The organism is Novosphingobium sp. GW821-FHT09E05 (assembly GCF_059416165.1).
Window position 1 is genome coordinate 2073056 of the sequence record NZ_JBWKOQ010000001.1, and the last position, 16675, is coordinate 2089730.

Here is a 16675-nt window from a genome sequence, read left to right on the forward strand (position 1 = left end):
GCGTCAGCGCTTGACGTAGTGCTCCCAGCGCGAGGCCGGGGATGCCTCGATCACGGCCTTCATCGCGGTTTCCAATCCTGCCGCGTTGGAGAACTGGCAGACCTTGAAGGTGTCCTCGTAGGCACTCAGCCCGGCCGCCGCGTGGCGGTCCGGCAGTTCGTTGCAGGCGGGACGGAGCACGGCGAAACCCTGCTTTTCCGGCCGGATCGCAACGTAGATGTTGCCGTCGTCGGTGCCGACCTGGCCGATGAAGGTCGCGGGCACGCCTGCCAGCCGGGCGACGCGCACCTCGTTGGCCTTCTTGTTCGCGTTTATCACCATCGCATAACGCCCGTCCGCCATGCGCTTGACCTGCCGCACGTTCTCGCCCGAGACATAGGCGCCATCGGCGATCGGCTGGACCAGGTTTTCTCCGTAAAGACTGGTCTGGCCAGAAGTATAACAGCCGCCAAGCGCCACCACCCCCAGCACGATCAAGCTCGTCCGCCGCATTCGTCCGCCTCGCTGAGGAAAAATTCCCGAGGCGCATCCTAGCGCGACAAGCAGACGCAAGTCATTCCCGTTATTCGCAAGTCGACGGCGGCGCGCCGGATCAGGCCAGCGGTCCCGCCGCAAAGCTCTCGCGCGTGATCTCGAAGATGACATGGTCGACCATCACGCCGCCGCGTTCGTAGCGGCGGGTGCGGTCCGTCAGCACGCCGCCGATGTTGGCCATGGCCCGGCGCGAGATGACGTTGTCGGCGCCGACCTGGAATATGGCGCGCTCGAAATGCTGGAGCGCGTGCGCGAGCAGGAGGCGCTTGAACTCGGCATTGTAGCCGCCGCCCCAGTACTTGCGGGCGAGGAACGACCAGCCGATCTCGATCTCGCCCGGCCCTTCGGCCTCGGGCGCGCCGTAGCGGGTCGATCCGACGATCTCGCCGCTGGCCTTGTCGATGATCGCGAAGGCGCCGCCCCCGGCGAGCGCCTCGTCGAAGAAGGTCCGGAACACCGGCTCCTGCCAGCGGTCGTGCGAGGGATGCACGGCCCAGACCTCGCGATCGGAGGCGACGGCGAACAGCGCCTCCCAATCATCGGGCACCAGGGGCCGGAGCGTCAGCCGGCTCCCTTCGAGAACCGGCTGGCGGTCCATGTCAGGCCGTCACGTCGGCGACGGCGGCGATGAACTGGTCGATGTTGCCCATCGTCAGGCCCGCCACGTTGATGCGGCCCGAGGCCGCGAAGTAGATGCCGTGCTTCGAACGCATTTCCTGCACCTGCTCGGGGGTGAAGGGGATGATCGAGAACAGGCCGTTCTGGCCGCCGATGGCGGTCAGGTCGACGCCGCCGGTCCTGCCGGCCGCGGCGAGCTTGGCGCGGACCTGGCGCATGCGGTCGCGCATCTGGTCGAGTTCGCCCAGCCACTGCGCGGTCAGCGCCTCGTCCTCGAGGATCAGGCGCACGGCGGCGGCGCCGTGGTCTGGCGGCTGCGACCAGTTGGCGCGGGCCAGCGCGTGGCCGTTCGACATCACGCGGGTCAGGTCCGCCGGATCGGACACCATCGCATAGAGCGCGCCGACGCGGTCGCGGTAGAGGCCGAAGTTCTTGTCGCACGAATAGCAGATCAGCGCCTCGGGCACTGCCACGAGCACGCGGCGAAGGCCGTAGGCGTCCTCTTCCATGCCGAGGCCAAGGCCCTGGTAGGCAAGGTCGAGGATCGGCAGGACCTTGCTGTCGGCGATTAGGAGCGCGATCTCGTCCCACTGCGCGTCGGTGTAGTCGATGCCGGTCGGGTTGTGGCAGCAGCCGTGCAGCAGGATGGCGTCGCCGGTCTGGGCCGAGGCGAGCGCGGTGCGCAGCGCTTCCATGTCGGTGCCGCCGTCGGCCGCCGCATGGTTGAATTCGAGGACGTCGAGGCCGAGGTCGGCGCAGATCTGGTTGTGGTTGGGCCAGCTGGGCTTGCCGACGATCACGCGGGTGTAGCCCGCGCGCTTCACCATCGCGAGCGCGAGGCGCAGCGAACCGGTGCCGCCGGGGGTCTGCATGCCCTCGATCCGGCCGCCCATGTCGGGGCTGTCCTTGCCGAAGATGTAGGGCATCAGCTTCTCGACGAAGCCCATGTCGCCCTCGGGGCCGAGGTAGGCCTTCGAGTCCTGCTCGGCGACCAGCCTGGCTTCGGCCGCCTTGATCGCGGCGAACACGGGCGTATCGCCCTCACCGGTCTTGTAGACGCCGACGCCGAGGTCGATCTTGTCGGCCCGGGGATCGGTGTTGTGGAGCTTGATCAGCGCGAGAAGCGCGTCGGCGGGCTGTTGCTTGAGGTCATTGAGCATGGCGGGCGGCCATTAACCCCGCCTGCCCCCCAGCGCAACAGGCGAGTGTGCGGATATGCACGGGCCTGCAAGGAAGTTGCGCCCGGCCATGTCCAGCCGGGCGCGGGAATGCGTCAGAACGGCAGCCAGCGCTGCTTTTCGGAAAACTTCATGTAGCCGATGTTGGCGCCGAGGCGCAGGCCCGCGCCGGCGCGGACCGGGATCAGCACGGTGTTGCCGCGGCGCAGGTAGCTGACGGTGAAGCCGCCGACGAGATAGGCCTGCCCCTCTCCCGCGCCGAAGCGGTGGTAGAGTTCCTGGGTGTCGTAGAGGTTGTAGACGAGCACGAAGGCGCTGCCCGCGTTGGCGCCGGCATCGAAGCCGATCGACGGGCCGGTCCAGTAGACGGGACGCTCGCCCTCGACCTTGTGGTGCATCGTGCCCGAGCCGTAGCGCAGGCCGACCGCGATGGCGCCGCCCGCCTCGCGCCCGACGATATAGGCGTTGGGCTCGCCCTGCTTGGCGAGGAGGTCCCTGATGACGTCGGCGAGGCCCTTGGCGCCCTTGCCGAACACGCCTTCGGCCGCGCCGATGAGGTCGTCCTCACGGTAGGTGGAGCTGGTGTCGCCGTTGGTCACCGCAGGCGAGGTGGTGGTCGTCGGCGATGACGGGACGGGCGCGGGGCGGACATACTGCCCGCTCGCATCCACCGACGGCGATTCCACCGGGGTGCCGTTGCCCGGCTGCGAGGAGGGCGGCGCCGGCGAATAGGTGGTGCCCGCGCTCAGGTCTCCGTCGATCGCGGCGGCGTCGGGATCGACGGTCGTGACCTGCCCGAATGCCGGCGCGAGCGGCGTGACGACCGCGAGCAGCGCGGCGGCCACGCGCACGGTCATGGGCGAACGACGGCGCCCGGCCTTCGCTCCCGCGTCGATGGTAGGCTTGCGGTTAGGCATGAGATGACCTTTCGTGGCGTGTAACCTGCGAGCCGGCCTGCGCCGGTTCCCCCACCCCGCGCCCCGTGCGCGGCCAAGATGGTGCCATCCCACAAGAATCCATGGCGCCTGACCTCGCAATGAACGGGCGACGACACGAGTCGGTTTTGCGGCGGGCCGAATCGGCAAAGCCTGGTTTTCCCGGCGTTTGGGGAAATCGTCATTTGTTGGCTGTTCGCCCCTTGCCGCCGCCGATACCTCTGGTTATAGGGCCCGCCTGAGCCGCATCCGGAGACGTGGGTGAGTGGCTGAAACCAGCGGTTTGCTAAACCGTCGTGCCCTTAAGGGGGCACCCCGGGTTCGAATCCCGGCGTCTCCGCCATGCCGCCCCTAGGATTGAAGAAATCCTTGGGGTCGCGCCAGGCGGCCGGCCCCACTCACCAGAAACCGCGCGCCAGTTCACGGCCGCTTTCCGATTCGACCCGGCGGCGCCTGCGCCTTCCCTCGCGCAGCTGCGCGAAGGCCTATGCGCGCCGCCAGTTGCGGTAACCCATCACCGCGAGCACGACCATCGCCGCGTAGAGCCCGGCCGTCAGCCACAACGCCTTGGCGACGAACATCCCGACGTAGAGCACGTCCACGACGATCCACAGCAGCCAGCTCGGTGCATGGCGCCGGGCCGTCCAGTACTGGGCGACGAGGCTGAAGCTGCTCAGCGTCGCATCCATCCACGGCAGCGCCGCGTCGGTATAGTGGCTCGTGAACCAGCCGATCGCGGCCGAGCCCACGGCGCCTGCCGCCAGTCCGCTCCATGCCCGCAAGGGTGAAAGCGGCTCGACCACGACCGTGCCGGTCTCCTCCTTGCCCCGCGCCCAGACGAACCAGCCGTAGACGATGGCGACGCCGAACAGCGCCTGCAGCACCATGTCGGCATAGAGCCGCACATCGAGGAACAGCTTGAAGTAGAGCGCGCAGGCCAGCAGGCTGACCGGCCAGCACAGCACCCGGCGCTTCGCGGTCAGCCAGATGCCGAGGAAGCTGACGGCGACGGCGATGATTTCCAGTGCCGACATCAGGCCCTTGCTCCGTCTCGAACCTGCGCGAGGAAATCCTGCCCCGCCGGGGACAGGAACCAGTCCGCGTGATCGACGAGATAGCCCTGCCAGGCGAGCATCGCCTGATCGGGATCGCCGAGCACACCGGCGAAATAATCGGTTTCCGAAAGGGCGAACTCGACATGGACCAGCGGCAGGAGGCGCAGGAGGGTTTCGATGTCGCCCGGTGTCAGCGGCAGGACCGTCCGGTAGCCGGACAGCAGGGCCACGGCGGCCCGGGCGTCGGCGGGCGCACTGTCCGGTTCCAGCCACGGGATCGCGGTCCGCTCGATGGCGGTGGCAAGGTCGTGCAGCGCGCAGGTGCGCGTCGCCAGGCCGAAATCGAACACCGCCTCGACCCCGCCCCCGGGCGACCAGAGCAGGTTCGAGGGATGCCAGTCGTTGTGCGTCCACAGACTCGGTTGCCGCGCCAACCGTTCGGCCAGCCCGCCGCCCAGCGCTTCGAACAGCCGGGCGAGTTCCTGGCGCCAGGGCTTGTCCGCCAGGAACGCGGCGAGGGCCGGACGGGTCGCCACATAGGCCTGCGCCGCCGCAAGCGGATCGCTCGACGGCAGGATCGTGAAACTGGCCACGAGCGCATGGGGCCCGCGCGCCGGTGCGTCGAACCCTTGCGCCGCCAGATGCAGCCGCGCCAGCGCCGCACCGGCCTCACGGGCATGGCCATGGGTCAGGAACGGCGTCCAGGACGGGCGGTCGCGGTAGAGGTCGGTGCCCTGCCCCCTGCGGTGAAGCTCGTAGCTCCAGTCGCCCCGGGCGACCGCGCCGCTGCCGTCCGCCGTCGGCACGATCTCCGGCACCGTCAGTCCGGCGGATCGCAGGTGCGCCATGAAGGCATGCTCCTCGGCCAGCGCGGCCGGGCTGCGCAGCGCCTTGTGGTGGCGCTTGAGGAAGAACGTCCCCTCGCCCGTCTCGACCAGCGCCGCCGCCGAGAACGGGCGCGGCGAGTGCCAGCGCAGCGCGGCGAGGTGCCCCGCCGCCGGGAAACGGCCGAGGATCGCCTCGGCCTCGGCGGGGGTGATCGCCGGCCACGTCGGCAGCTCCAGCGCGGTGCCCATGCCATGCACGAGATGGGGCGCCGCGCCGCTCATGGTCAGAAGGCGCGCGACAGGGACACGACGAAAGCGCGCCCGCTGCCGATGTAGTAGGTAGGCGCCGAGCCAGAAACGACCGTGCCTGCCCGGCCGACCGTATCCTGCGCATTGCCGGTTATCGAATAGACGCCCGACAGCACGCGCGGGTTCGTCACGTTGATCGCGTTGAGCCGCAGGTCCATCCGCTGCGCGTCGATCAGCCCCGCCAGATGCACGCCGATCGCAAGGTCGAGCGTGGCATAGGCCTTGATGCTCTCGTCGTTCATGAAGGTCGAATACTGGCGGCCGACGTATTTGAGCGCGGTGCTGCCGAACAGGCGTCCGTCGTCGTAGGTGCTGCCGAGCGCGAACTGGACGCTGGGGCTGGACACCGCGTGCTTGCCCCTGGTCGGCAGGTAGTCGCCGCCGATGGGCAGGTCGTCGTCCAGCCGCGCGTGCAGGTATTCGCCCGAGACATATACGCTGACGCCCTTCGCCGGGCGATAGTCGATCTCGCCGTCGAGGCCGTAGGAAGTCTGGCTTCCGGCATTGATCGTCGAATTGACCAGCGCGCCGCCGCTGTCGACCACCGTCGCCACCTGCCGGTTGCGGAAGTGGTAGTGGAAAGCGGTCAGCGAGAAGGACAGGCTCGGGCCGATGTAGCGGTAGCCCAGCTCCTCGGAGACCGAATATTCGTTCTTGAGCGCATTGGTCCCCTGCGACACCAGCACGCCGCCGTAATAGGCGTCGTAGAGCGCGAACTCGTTGGGTGTGCGGAAGTTGGTGGTGACGTTGGCGAACAGCTGCTGCCGCTCGTCCAGCTGGTAATGGACCGATGCGCGGGGCAGCGCGGCGAAGCTGTCGAAGTGCACGTCCGACTGCGGGCCCGGCAGGTAGTTGGTGCCGTTGCGCACCAGGCTCACGCCCTTGAAGCCGATATCGACGCCTAAACGCGGCGCTAATGCGACGCTATCGGCAAGGAAGAAGCCCTTGGTCACCGTCTCCGTGCGCTGGTTCTCATAGGCGAGCAGGCGGCCGTCGGCGGTCCTGATCGCATCGTCCTGATACCCCCACTGGTCGACGGGGTGCCCGTCCGCACCAATCGAGGTATAGGATTGTGTAACGCGATCAGTACCATAGTCGAACCAGAGACCCGCCGTAATGCGGTGCGCGCCCGCTTCCAGCGTGACTTTGCCGACATCGCCGATGCGGAACTGCTTGCCCGTCCAGTTGCCGAGCACCGTCGCCAGCCCATCCACCGAGCCCGGCAGCGAAACCGGCTCCCCCAGCTCCTCATTGCCGAGATAGTTGCCGGTTTCGGTCAGCTGCGTACCGTAAGGCGCATTGCCATGCCCGAACTGAGCATAGGCGGTGCTGTCGAACGTCAGCCTGTCGCCGAGCTTCAGGTGAAGCGGCGCGGCGACGTAGAAGTTGCGGAACGGGGCGCGGTAGAGCCGCCAGTAGTTCGTGTTGCCGTCGCTGTAGTGCTCATCATGGTTGAAGCCGCGCCCGTTGGCCTGCCAGTCCGACAGCGTCGGGCTGGGATAGGTCGACGTGCTCGCGTCGTTGAAGGACAGCGCGATGCTGGCGCGGTTCCCCTCCCCCCACTCGCCGAGCAGCTTGGCGTCGACGTGCTGGCGCTTGTCGAAGCCGGCGCCGCGCCAGTTGTCCGCACGATTGTTCGAATAGGACACGAAGGCCTTGAGCCCGCTCGACCCGATCGCACCGCTGTCGAAGCGGACGAACACGCGCCGCTCGTCGTACGAGCCGGCCGAGAGATTGACGAGCGCGCCGGGTTCCGCCTTGGGATCATCCAGCGTCAGCGACAGGAGGCCGCCGGCAGCCGCAACGACCGGAGCGTCGATGTCGGCGGATCCCTGCGCCAGCGCCACCTGCCGGACGTTCTCGGCATCGGCGAACTGCGAAGGATAGGCGTAATAATAGCCGATGTCGTTCTGCGGAGCGCCTTCCATGAGCACGCCGATCTGGTCCTGCCCAAGCCCGCGCAGCGTCAGGCTCGAACTGGCCGACAGCCCATAGGGGTCGCTCGACGAGACATTGGCGCCCGGCAGCAGGTTGACGAGCTGGAAGGCGTTCAGCGTCGGCGCCTGCTTGACGATGAAGTCGGACGAGATGGCACTGATCGCCTTGGGCGCGGTCTGGTCGGGCAGCAGCCCTTCGGGATCGGGATGGCCGATGACCTGGATGTCCGCCCGGTCGGCGTCATCGTCCGCGGCCGTGGCCGCAGAAGCGAAAAGCAAAGCCGGGAACGCCAGCGCGGCCCCGCTCAAAAACCTGAAACCACCCGCCATCGTTTTCTCGTCCACTCCATTTGGAGGGACAACGGAAAAAACTGCCGCCGGCCCTCCCTACGCCGGTATCAACCGGATCAGGTTCAGCGGGTCGTGGTCTGCAGACCACCTCTCAGCCACGCATAAGCGGCCCCCCGGGGATAGCGCGCCTCTAGGCGGTCCGAGGCTCGGTGGGAAGCGTAATCGAACGCAACGCATCAGGAGCGACGGAGATTTCAGCCGGGCGATTGCGACACAAGACCTGACCGTTCGGAAACGGAGCAGACACCGACGAGCCATACCGCTGCGGACCTCCACTCCATGCCCAGGAATTCCATGCACCACGCCGCTCCCACCCGCCGCGCCATCGCCGTCCTTGCCGCCGCCGTTCTTGGCCTAGGGACGCCCGCGCAGGCCGAGACCAGCCAGGACGAGCAGGCCTGGGTGAACCTCACCGCGATGGGCCTGATTTCCGGCGACGCGGTGTACTTCGCGGAGTTGCAGCCGCGCGTGGGCGACGCCGTCTCGCGGCTCGATGCCCTGCTGCTGCGCGGCGCCGTCGGCTGGAAGCTCTCAAGCAGCGCCACGCTGTACCAGGGCTATGCGCACGTCGTCACGCCGGTCGACGGTGGGCACGACATCAACGAGGAGCGCACTTTCCAGCAGCTCACCCTCACGCTGGGCAAGCCACTGGGTGGCGAACTGTCTTCCCGCACCCGGCTGGAGCAGCGCTGGCGCTCGGACGGCCGCGACATCGGCTGGCGGCTGCGCGAGATGCTGCGCTACGAGCATCCGCTGCGCCCTGGCAGCGATGCAATGAACGCGCTGGTCTACGCGGAGGGCTTCGCGGCGCTGAACGACACCGACTGGGGCGCACGCAGCGGCTTCGACCAGTTGCGCAGCTTCATCGGCGCGGAAGTGGGGCTCAACGGGCCTTCGACACTGGAGCTGGGCTATCTCAACCAGACCATCGACCAGACGAGGGGCCGCACACGGATGAACCATGTTGCCGCGGTCACGCTGTTCTATCGCCATTGACCATGGGCTGACGGAGGGCTTCCATCGCGCAGCCGCCGGCGCCATAGTGCCCGCATGTGCCCCTCGCCCGATCACGAGATGACCGTCGCCCCCACCAACCTGCTGCGGGTCGATCACGGCCCGGCGGATGACGAGCTGTTCCAGGACCTGCTGCGCCGCCCCGGCGTGCGCATCGAACGCATCGTGTCGCATGGCCACACGACGCCGCCGGACCAGCCCTATGTTCAGGACTGGGAAGAGTGGGTGCTGATCCTGGCGGGCACGGCCGAGCTTTATCTGGAAGGTTCGGGCATGCACACATTGCGGGCGGGCGAGCACCTGCTGATCCCGGCCGGCGTGGCGCACCGCGTCACCCATACCGCCGATCCGACTATCTGGCTTGCCATTCACATCGCAGAACACTGAAGCAGCCCGCAAGTAAACCGGCCTGGCGCGCTCACTTGTATACGGTAATCCCGACTATTTTGGCAGAATGCCGTGGCGGACGCCGAAATTCCCGCACGACTTACCGCTGTTCGTCAAAAACAGGAAGACTTCATATACAATCGATTGTATGGGCGCCGAAGTTCCGTAATTCGCGCCCAAAAGGTCATCGCATTGCCCCGTTCCGTCGAAAATCGCCTCGCCAATCTGGAGACGGCCGCGCTTGTTTGCGAAGGCGCTCATTTCGGGCATCGCGACCTGCTGGCCCGGCTGCTTGCCAGGCTGCCCGGCACCGAAGTACGCGCGACGATCGAGGGCCTGATCGCACATGGGCGGGCCAACGCCGACGAACTGGGGCCCGCTCGCCTCGCCGGCTATTGCGGAGAGCTTTCCGCGCTGCACGAGGAAGTCGAACACTGCCTTGCCGAATCCGCCGCCTTGCGAGCAGCGACTTCGCGATGAATGCCAGGCGGCTTCCACGCTAACGCAGCTTGGGCAGAAGTTCGCTCTCGCAGAAGCGGATGAAGCCCTCCTGATCGTCGCCGGGGCATGTCAGCACCACGTGATCGAAACCCGCCTTGGTCCACTCCCGGATCGCAGCGAGGTGGACCTGCGGATCGGGCCCGGCGGGCATCGAATCCTTCAGGTCCTCGGGCCGAACGTATTTCGATGCCGCCTCGAAGCCGGCCACGTCCCGCAGTTCGCTGTTCACGGACCAGTCGAATGCGCTGAAACGGAAGCGTTCGTGGGCGTTGCGCAGGCCTTCCTCCGCGCTTGCCGCCCACGCCAGCGTGCACTCGCCGTAAGCCGGGCCGGGCGCGCCCTTCTTCGCCGTGAATTCGGCTATCAGGTCTGCCTCGGGGCTGGTCGCCATGATCCCGTCGCCGTGCTCGGCCGCCAGCGCCACGGATTTCGGCCCGCTTACGCCCACCGTCACGGTGATCGGCTGTTCGGGCGCGTCGTAGAGCTGCGCATGGTCGAGGTCGAAGAAAGCGCCTTCGAAACTGTGCAGCTCGCCGTCCCAGAGCATGCGCATCAGCTCGATCGCCTCGCCGAGCATCTCGTGCCGGACAGGGGTCGAGGGCCACAGCGCCCCGGTCACATGTTCGTTCAGGCGCTCGCCCGCCCCTACCGCGAGGCTGAAGCGGTTGTCGCTCATGATCGCGACGGTGGCGGCGGCCTGGGCAATGATCGCCGGGTGATAGCGGATGATCGGACAGGTCAGGCCGGTCGTGATGCCGATACGGGTCGTGGCGTGGGCGATGGCGCCCAGCACGCTCCAGGCGAAAGGCGCATGGCCCTGCGCTTCGAGCCACGGGTGAAAATGGTCGGAGATCGACACGAATTCGAAGCCCGCCTTTTCCGCCGCCACGGCATTGCGCACCAGCGCCTTGGGGCCATGTTCCTCGGTCATCAGCTTGTACCCGAACTGCGTCATCGCCGCCGTCTCCCGTTCCGCGCTGACAATAGCGCCCAGACAAGGAACACTTAGCGAGCAAACAAGGCGCCGCAGCTCGGCGCACGCAGGCCCCGCACCATGCTTTTTCCCGGCCGGCCTTGCAGCCCGGCGCGTGCTCCCCACTTATTGTGCAGTGCAGCATAAATAAGCCCGTCGACGCCGAGCCGGCGTCCTTCAGCGAGGAAATGGCATGCGGACGATTTCGGACACGATCACCCGGCTTGCCGCCCTGCGCGCCGCTGGAGCCATGAGCGCGGCGCCGGCAGGCAGCGGCCGGCTGGAACGACTGACCGACTTCGGCTCCAATCCGGGCGCGCTGACCGCATACGTCCACGTTCCGCAGTCGCTCGGAAAGGCTGCGCCCCTCGTCGTGGTCCTGCATGGGTGCACCCAGACCGCCGGCGGATACGACATCGGATCGGGGTGGTCGCAAATGGCCGATCGGCACGGCTTCGCGGTGCTGTTCCCCGAGCAGCATCGCCAGAACAATCCCAACCTGTGCTTCAACTGGTTCTCCCGCGAGGACAATCGGCGCGGCGTGGGTGAAGCGCTGTCGATCCGGCAGATGATCGCCGCGGTCATCGACCGGCAGGCGATAGATCCGGCGCGCGTGTTGGTGACCGGCCTGTCGGCGGGCGGCGCGATGACTTCGGTGATGCTCGCGGCCTACCCCGAAGTCTTCGCCGGCGGCGCGATCATCGCCGGGCTGCCCTACGGCTGCGCCGATACGGTGCCGCAGGCGTTCGACCGTATGCGCGGGCACGGCATCCCCGGCGGCTCCGCGCTGTCGGCGCTGGTACGCGGTGCGTCGGAGCACCGGGGGCCGTGGCCCACCGTGTCGGTCTGGCATGGCACCGCCGACGCGACCGTGAGCCATGGCAATGCGCAGGCCATCGTCGACCAGTGGCGCGGGCTGCACGGCGTGGACGCGGCGCCCACCCATGCCGAGACGGTTGGCGGTCACGCGCGCCGGGCATGGACCGATGCCGCCGGCCGCGAAGTGATCGAGGCCTATTCGATCGCCGGGATGGGTCATGGCACCCCCCTCGACACCCTGGCGACCGACGCCTGCGGGGCCAGCGGCGCCTACATGCTGGAGGCGAACATATCCTCGACCCAGCGCCTCTGCCGGTTCTGGGGGCTGATGGAAGGCACGGCCCGGGTCGCTGCCGAGGCTCGGTCCACGCCGCGCGAATCGGCGCCCGTCGACGCGGCTCCCGGCAACACCTTCGAACCCATGCTGCGGCAGCTCGGTTTCGGGCAGTCCCCCGATTCTCGCGGCACCGGCGCAGGCGTTCGCAAAGTGATCGAGGACGCGCTGCGGGCCGCCGGGTTGATGCGGTGACGGCCGGCGGGGCGCGACTTTCGGCAAATCGGCGGCCCGCCACCCATCCACTCGCTTGGTTCCTGCCGCATGCTGGACTAAGGGCGCCCTGCCCCGCCTCCTGCGACAGAGATTGCCGATGCTCCCCGTGAATGACCTCGCCCAGCTGGGCCAGCGCGTCGCCGCCACCCATGGCTGGCCCGCCGCCCGGGCGTTCAAGGCCTATGCGTGGAGCGAGGCGGACCAGGCGCGGATCGCGGCCTGCGTGTCCGACCTTGTGAAGGTGTTCCCCCGGGAACCCGGGACGGGCGGGCTGCTGACCGCCGCGCTGGCGGTCCAGCTCGAGCGTCGTCTCGACGCGCCGGTCCATCTGGTCGCCGGCACGCTGAGCGTCGATGGCGTCCCGGTCTGCGGCGACCGCCTGCCGTTCGACGGCCCCGCGCTGTTCGGAGAGCCGGACGCCGAATGGAACGGCCACTTGTGGGTGATGGTCGGGCCGCACGTCGTCGATGCCGCGATCTTCCGGCTGGCGTACTCGGCCGACTGCCCGCCGGAACTGGCGCGTCATGTCCATTCGGTGTTCGGGCCGGGCAAGGCCCTCTACGCCGACCAGTGGCGCAAGTCCCGGCGGCTCGGCCTGGAATACGAGCCGCAGTACGTTCTGAGCGAAGCGGACGTGACCCGGATGATGACCGCCGCCTATCACCTGATGACGCGCGCCGGAACGCCGTGAGCGTCCCGCAGACAGCCTCTATGGACAAATAGCTAACGCGGCACTGCCTGCCACACCGCTGTCACGCAGGCATCCTAGCTTCGGGCATCCTGCCTTTCGACGGAATGCCCCGATGAATGCCACGCTGACGGCCGAACACTACAAACGCCCCAACCTCGAAGGCGGGCTCGGCTTTGCCGGCCAGCTGGGCTTCGGCGCCGCGATCGTCGCCGCGCTGGGCTATGTCGCCTACAGCGTCTATGCCGATGCCAGCGCCGCGGGCGTCTCCGCGCTCGCCATCCTGCCCTTCGCACTGCTGTTCCTGGCGCTGCTGATCGCCCTCGGGTTCGAGTTCGTGAACGGCTTCCACGACACCGCCAACGCCGTGGCGACCGTGATCTACACCAATGCCATGCCTGCGAACGTCGCGGTGGTGTGGTCTGGCTTCTTCAACTTCCTCGGCGTGCTGCTGTCGACCGGCGCGGTGGCGTTCGGGATCGTCTCGCTGCTGCCGGTGGAGCTGATCCTCCAGGTCGGATCGGGCGCTGGCTTCGCGATGGTCTTCGCGCTGCTGATCGCGGCGATCCTGTGGAACCTGGCGACCTGGCGGCTGGGCATCCCCTCCTCTTCCTCGCACACCCTGATCGGCTCGATCATCGGTGTCGGCGTCGCCAATGCGATGATGCACGGCAAGAGCGGCACCGCCGGTGTCGACTGGACCAAGGCGACCGAGATCGGCCAGGCGCTGCTGGTCTCGCCGCTGATCGGCTTCGGCGTCGCGGCGCTGCTGTTCCTCGCGCTCAAGGTGCTGGTGCGCAACAAGGCGCTCTACCAGGAGCCCCAGGGCGACACGCCGCCGCCGCTGTGGATCCGCGCGCTGCTGATCTTCACCTGCACCGGCGTCAGCTTCGCGCACGGGTCGAACGACGGGCAGAAGGGCATGGGCCTCATCATGCTCATCCTGATCGGCACCGTGCCGACCGCCTATGCGCTCAACCGCGCAGTGCCCGCCGGCTACACCCAGGAGTTCCACATCGGCGCCAGCGCCGCCTATGCCGCGCTGGGCGGCGCCCCGAACGTCGACCTGCAACCCGCCGCCGCGCGTCTCGCGGTGACGCGCTACATCGCCGACAAGACCTTCCAGCCCGCCACCGTCCCCGCGCTCGCCGTGCTCATCAAGGACATCGACCGGCAGGTGAGCGAGTACGGCTCGCTCGCCAAGGTCCCCGCCGCCGCCACCGAGAACGTGCGTAACGACATGTACCTCGCCTCGGAAGGCATCAAGCGCCTCGCCAAGGACAAGGGCGCCGCGCTGAACGAAGGGCAGGCCGAGGCGATCGGCGGCTTCAAGAAGTCGCTCGACGCCGGCACCCGCTTCATCCCGACCTGGGTGAAGATCGCGGTCGCCTTCGCGCTGGGGCTCGGCACCATGGTCGGCTGGAAGCGCATCGTCGTCACCGTCGGCGAGAAGATCGGCAAGACGCACCTCACCTACGCGCAGGGCGCCTCGGCGGAACTGGTGGCGATGGGCACGATCTTCGCCGCCGACCACCTCGGCCTGCCGGTCTCGACCACCCATGTCCTGTCCTCGGGCGTGGCGGGGACGATGGCCGCCAACGGATCGGGCCTGCAGATGAGCACCGTGCGCAACATGCTGATGGCCTGGGTGCTGACGCTGCCGGTGTCGATCCTGCTCGCGGGCGGGCTCTACGCGCTGTTCTCGCTGGTCTTCTGACGCGGGAGCGGGACACGGGCGAGCGGCTCATACCCACTGAATCCGGCGCCGGCGCGGGTCCGGGGCTCGTCTGGGGCCTGGACTTCGCGCCGGATGGCTCGCAGGTGGTCGTCTCGTGCGACAGCGCGCACCACGGCCGATTCCGCTGGCTCCACTTCAACCTCGCCGACCATGGCTCGCGCATGTGGATCGAACAGGCCGCCGCGCTGCCGCCGGGCGCGCGCGAACTGCTGCTGGCGGCGGACACCCACCAGCGCGCACTGGTCGACGGCGGCGCCGCATGCTGCATCCTCCACGACTTCGAGCGCGATTTCGACGTGCGCGACACTGCCCGCATCGGCGCGCTGCGGGTCGCGGTGCTGCCCGACCTGATCGTCACCGCGCGCCGCCATCCGCTCGGTTCGGCCGACCTCGTGATGAACCGCATCCGCGACGGCGCGCGGATCGAAGGCCCGGCCGGGGCGCTCGACCTGCTGATCGGGGCGCTCAGCCAGAACATCGACACCGTGGTCCGCGGACTGTCCCACGACGTGCAGGCGGGGGAAGACGCATTCCTCGACGGCCACGACCCGCCGACGAGCCGCGCCCTCCTCGCCATCCGCCGCCGGCTCGCGCAGATCCACCGCATGCTCGATGGCGCGCAGCGGGTGTTCCGCCGCCTCGAGCAGGACGACGAGCTTCCCGAAACGCTCCAGTCCACCGTCGAGAAACTGTCGCAGCGGCTGCAGGGCCTCGATGCCGATGCGCTGGCCGTGCAGGGACAGCTTCGCCTGCTGCGCGACGAGCTGGACCTGCAGTCGAACCAGCGGACCAACCAGAACCTCTACGTCCTCTCGCTGATGACCGCGCTGATGCTGCCGGCCACGCTGGTGACCGGGCTGTTCGGGATGAACACCGGCGGCCTGCCCTTCACCGGGCCCGAGGGCACGCTGCTGGCAGCGGCGATCGCGGCGGGGACGGCGCTCGCCACCTACATGTTCCTGAGGAGCAAGGGCTTCTTCCCCTGATGCGGGCAAGGTGTGGCAAGCTGTTGCAAATAGTCGCATCGCACCCGCAAGCACTGCGTGACGCTCGACAAAGGCTTCGCAATGCGGCTGTCTCCGCATCTGAAGAACGGAGGGCCGGCCCAGCATGGTCGCACTGGACGACATCTACGACGCGGCCTTCGACCGGACCCGGTTTCCTGCCCTGATGGAGCGCCTGGTCCGCGCCTTCGGCGCCCGGGCCGGGTTCATCGCCTGGAGCGACCTGGAACGCGGCGTCGGTTTCCAGGCGGAGTTCGGCAACGACCCGCACTGGCTACGGCAGTATGTCGAGACTTACGCGGAGATCGACGTCATGCGGCCCATGCTCCAGGCCGTGCCCGAAGGCGTCTGCGCGCCCGCGCATCCCTACCTGCAGGCAAAGGACGTGCGCGAGAGCCGGTTCTACCGCGAGTACCTGGCGCCGCAGGGGGTGATCGACAACCTGGCGGTCAACCTCATCAAGCGGCCGGGTATCATGGCGCACCTCGCGCTCATCCGCGTCTTCCCGTCGGAGCCCTTCGGCCCAGGCGAGTGCGAGCGGCTCGGCCTGCTGGTCCCGCACCTTCGCCGGGCGGTCTACATCCAGAGCCACGTCGTGCGTGCCGCCGACCATGCCGCCGCCATCCACGGTTCCGCGGGGGCGGCGCGCCAGTCGATGCTGCTCACCGCAGAGCGGATCGTGGCCGAGATCGACCCGCCCCTGGCCGCGCGGCTGCGGCTCCAGGCGGGCGAGGCGCTCGGTGACGGCGTGATCGGGATGATGGTCCAGCGCGCGATCGAGCGGGGCGACGCAGTGGCGGCCGAGACGATCGACGCCGCCGGCGCGCCGCTGCGCCTGCTGTGCGAGGTCCGGCCGCTCCAGCCCAACCGCTTCGGCGACATCGCCTCCGGCGCCGCGCCCACACATGCCGCCTATGTCACCCTGCTCGACCAGCCGCGCTCCATCGCGTTCGACGCCTTCGCGCAGCTCTACCACCTCACGCCCACGGAGCTGAAAGTGCTGCGCGACGCGATGGAACATGGCGACCTGGCAGGTATCGGCGAGCGCCTCGGCATGGCGCGGGCGACGGCGCGCACGCACCTTCACCGCATCTACGACAAGACGCAGACCCGCAGCTTCGCGGCGCTTTCCAACCTCGCCCACAGGTTCGGGCGCCTCGCATCGAACTGAAAAAGCTGGTCCGAAAATTCAGGGGTAAACAGATGGTGGACGCGCGCCATGACCGTATCGAGTAAACTTCTGCGCAGGAGTGGCAG

16 protein-coding genes, 1 tRNA gene and 1 riboswitch are annotated in these 16675 nt (G+C 68.2%); of the genes, 9 read left to right on the forward strand and 8 right to left on the reverse strand.

What is annotated here, in order from left to right; translation table 11 throughout:
• Positions 1-3: 3 nt before the first annotated feature.
• The 4 genes from AC07M9_RS09725 to AC07M9_RS09740 all read right to left on the reverse strand — a co-directional run bounded on the left by AC07M9_RS09725 (position 4) and on the right by AC07M9_RS09740 (position 3247).
• Positions 4-477 (reverse strand): hypothetical protein, encoded by a 474-nt coding sequence (locus AC07M9_RS09725; RefSeq protein WP_494883332.1) that lies wholly within the window; start codon positions 475-477, stop codon positions 4-6.
• A 115-nt stretch (positions 478-592) separates the two neighbouring features.
• Positions 593-1132, reverse strand: a complete 540-nt coding sequence (locus tag AC07M9_RS09730) for a GNAT family N-acetyltransferase (RefSeq protein WP_494883333.1) — start codon at positions 1130-1132, stop codon at positions 593-595.
• Position 1133: 1 nt separating this feature from the next.
• Positions 1134-2312 (reverse strand): amino acid aminotransferase, encoded by a 1179-nt coding sequence (locus AC07M9_RS09735; protein ID WP_494883334.1) that lies wholly within the window; start codon positions 2310-2312, stop codon positions 1134-1136.
• Positions 2313-2425: 113 nt separating this feature from the next.
• Positions 2426-3247 carry a DUF1134 domain-containing protein gene (locus tag AC07M9_RS09740; RefSeq protein ID WP_494883335.1) on the reverse strand — a complete coding sequence of 274 codons (822 nt, stop codon included), beginning with the start codon at positions 3245-3247 and terminating at the stop codon, positions 2426-2428.
• A 269-nt stretch (positions 3248-3516) separates the two neighbouring features.
• On the opposite strand from AC07M9_RS09740, the gene AC07M9_RS09745 reads away from it, so the two are divergent.
• Positions 3517-3608 (forward strand) — tRNA-Ser (locus tag AC07M9_RS09745).
• A 142-nt stretch (positions 3609-3750) separates the two neighbouring features.
• Here the strand turns inward: AC07M9_RS09745 and pnuC are convergent.
• The 3 genes from pnuC to AC07M9_RS09760 are packed head-to-tail and all read right to left on the reverse strand — an operon-like array spanning position 3751 to position 7723.
• A complete protein-coding gene (gene pnuC, locus AC07M9_RS09750) occupies positions 3751-4299 on the reverse strand; it encodes a nicotinamide riboside transporter PnuC (RefSeq protein WP_494883337.1) in 549 nt (182 codons plus the stop codon).
• Positions 4299-5429 (reverse strand): phosphotransferase enzyme family protein, encoded by a 1131-nt coding sequence (locus AC07M9_RS09755; protein WP_494883338.1) that lies wholly within the window; start codon positions 5427-5429, stop codon positions 4299-4301. The genes pnuC and AC07M9_RS09755 overlap by 1 nt, the downstream gene beginning before the upstream one ends.
• A gap of 2 nt (positions 5430-5431) precedes the next feature.
• A complete protein-coding gene (locus AC07M9_RS09760; protein ID WP_494883340.1) occupies positions 5432-7723 on the reverse strand; it encodes a TonB-dependent receptor in 2292 nt (763 codons plus the stop codon).
• A 37-nt stretch (positions 7724-7760) separates the two neighbouring features.
• A riboswitch (TPP riboswitch) is annotated at positions 7761-7870 on the reverse strand.
• Positions 7871-8023: 153 nt separating this feature from the next.
• On the opposite strand from AC07M9_RS09760, the gene AC07M9_RS09765 reads away from it, so the two are divergent.
• The 3 genes from AC07M9_RS09765 to AC07M9_RS09775 all read left to right on the forward strand — a co-directional run bounded on the left by AC07M9_RS09765 (position 8024) and on the right by AC07M9_RS09775 (position 9625).
• Complete coding sequence (locus tag AC07M9_RS09765) at positions 8024-8740, forward strand: DUF2490 domain-containing protein (protein ID WP_494883342.1); 717 nt, start codon at positions 8024-8026, stop codon at positions 8738-8740.
• Between the two features lie 78 nt (positions 8741-8818).
• Entirely contained in the window at positions 8819-9145 is a 327-nt protein-coding gene (locus AC07M9_RS09770) for a cupin domain-containing protein (protein WP_494883344.1), read from the forward strand.
• A gap of 72 nt (positions 9146-9217) precedes the next feature.
• Positions 9218-9625 carry a hypothetical protein gene (locus AC07M9_RS09775; protein WP_494883346.1) on the forward strand — a complete coding sequence of 136 codons (408 nt, stop codon included), beginning with the start codon at positions 9218-9220 and terminating at the stop codon, positions 9623-9625.
• 19 nt (positions 9626-9644) lie between these two features.
• Here AC07M9_RS09775 and AC07M9_RS09780 read toward each other — a convergent pair whose 3' ends face one another.
• The gene (locus AC07M9_RS09780) at positions 9645-10601 is read right to left on the reverse strand and encodes a TIGR03557 family F420-dependent LLM class oxidoreductase (protein ID WP_494883348.1); all 957 of its coding nucleotides are present in this window, start codon (positions 10599-10601) and stop codon (positions 9645-9647) included.
• Between the two features lie 211 nt (positions 10602-10812).
• Here AC07M9_RS09780 and AC07M9_RS09785 point away from each other — a divergent pair, with 211 nt between their 5' ends.
• From AC07M9_RS09785 to AC07M9_RS09805, 5 genes are all read left to right on the forward strand, one after another.
• Positions 10813-11967, forward strand: a complete 1155-nt coding sequence (locus AC07M9_RS09785; protein ID WP_494883349.1) for an extracellular catalytic domain type 1 short-chain-length polyhydroxyalkanoate depolymerase — start codon at positions 10813-10815, stop codon at positions 11965-11967.
• 118 nt (positions 11968-12085) lie between these two features.
• Positions 12086-12679, forward strand: coding sequence for a hypothetical protein (locus AC07M9_RS09790; protein WP_494883350.1), 594 nt, complete (start codon positions 12086-12088; stop codon positions 12677-12679).
• Between the two features lie 112 nt (positions 12680-12791).
• On the forward strand, positions 12792-14393 hold the full coding sequence (locus tag AC07M9_RS09795) for an inorganic phosphate transporter (RefSeq protein ID WP_494883352.1): 1602 nt from the start codon (positions 12792-12794) through the stop codon (positions 14391-14393).
• Positions 14394-14497: 104 nt separating this feature from the next.
• Complete coding sequence (locus tag AC07M9_RS09800; protein ID WP_494883353.1) at positions 14498-15400, forward strand: CorA family divalent cation transporter; 903 nt, start codon at positions 14498-14500, stop codon at positions 15398-15400.
• A gap of 124 nt (positions 15401-15524) precedes the next feature.
• The gene (locus tag AC07M9_RS09805) at positions 15525-16589 is read left to right on the forward strand and encodes a helix-turn-helix transcriptional regulator (protein WP_494883354.1); all 1065 of its coding nucleotides are present in this window, start codon (positions 15525-15527) and stop codon (positions 16587-16589) included.
• Positions 16590-16675: the final 86 nt, after the last annotated feature.

Excerpts from the sequence above, each read along its gene's own strand:
- AC07M9_RS09790 (WP_494883350.1), top strand. The coding sequence starts at position 12,086 with ATGCTCCCCGTGAATGACCTCGCCCAGCTGGGCCAGCGCGTCGCCGCC.
- AC07M9_RS09740 (WP_494883335.1), bottom strand. The coding sequence starts at position 3,247 with ATGCCTAACCGCAAGCCTACCATCGACGCGGGAGCGAAGGCCGGGCGC.
- AC07M9_RS09755 (WP_494883338.1), bottom strand. The coding sequence starts at position 5,429 with ATGAGCGGCGCGGCGCCCCATCTCGTGCATGGCATGGGCACCGCGCTG.
- AC07M9_RS09765 (WP_494883342.1), top strand. The coding sequence starts at position 8,024 with ATGCCCAGGAATTCCATGCACCACGCCGCTCCCACCCGCCGCGCCATC.
- AC07M9_RS09730 (WP_494883333.1), bottom strand. The coding sequence starts at position 1,132 with ATGGACCGCCAGCCGGTTCTCGAAGGGAGCCGGCTGACGCTCCGGCCC.
- pnuC (WP_494883337.1), bottom strand. The coding sequence starts at position 4,299 with ATGTCGGCACTGGAAATCATCGCCGTCGCCGTCAGCTTCCTCGGCATC.
- AC07M9_RS09795 (WP_494883352.1), top strand. The coding sequence starts at position 12,792 with ATGAATGCCACGCTGACGGCCGAACACTACAAACGCCCCAACCTCGAA.
- AC07M9_RS09770 (WP_494883344.1), top strand. The coding sequence starts at position 8,819 with ATGACCGTCGCCCCCACCAACCTGCTGCGGGTCGATCACGGCCCGGCG.
- AC07M9_RS09735 (WP_494883334.1), bottom strand. The coding sequence starts at position 2,312 with ATGCTCAATGACCTCAAGCAACAGCCCGCCGACGCGCTTCTCGCGCTG.
- AC07M9_RS09760 (WP_494883340.1), bottom strand. The coding sequence starts at position 7,723 with ATGGCGGGTGGTTTCAGGTTTTTGAGCGGGGCCGCGCTGGCGTTCCCG.
- AC07M9_RS09785 (WP_494883349.1), top strand. The coding sequence starts at position 10,813 with ATGCGGACGATTTCGGACACGATCACCCGGCTTGCCGCCCTGCGCGCC.
- AC07M9_RS09780 (WP_494883348.1), bottom strand. The coding sequence starts at position 10,601 with ATGACGCAGTTCGGGTACAAGCTGATGACCGAGGAACATGGCCCCAAG.
- AC07M9_RS09805 (WP_494883354.1), top strand. The coding sequence starts at position 15,525 with ATGGTCGCACTGGACGACATCTACGACGCGGCCTTCGACCGGACCCGG.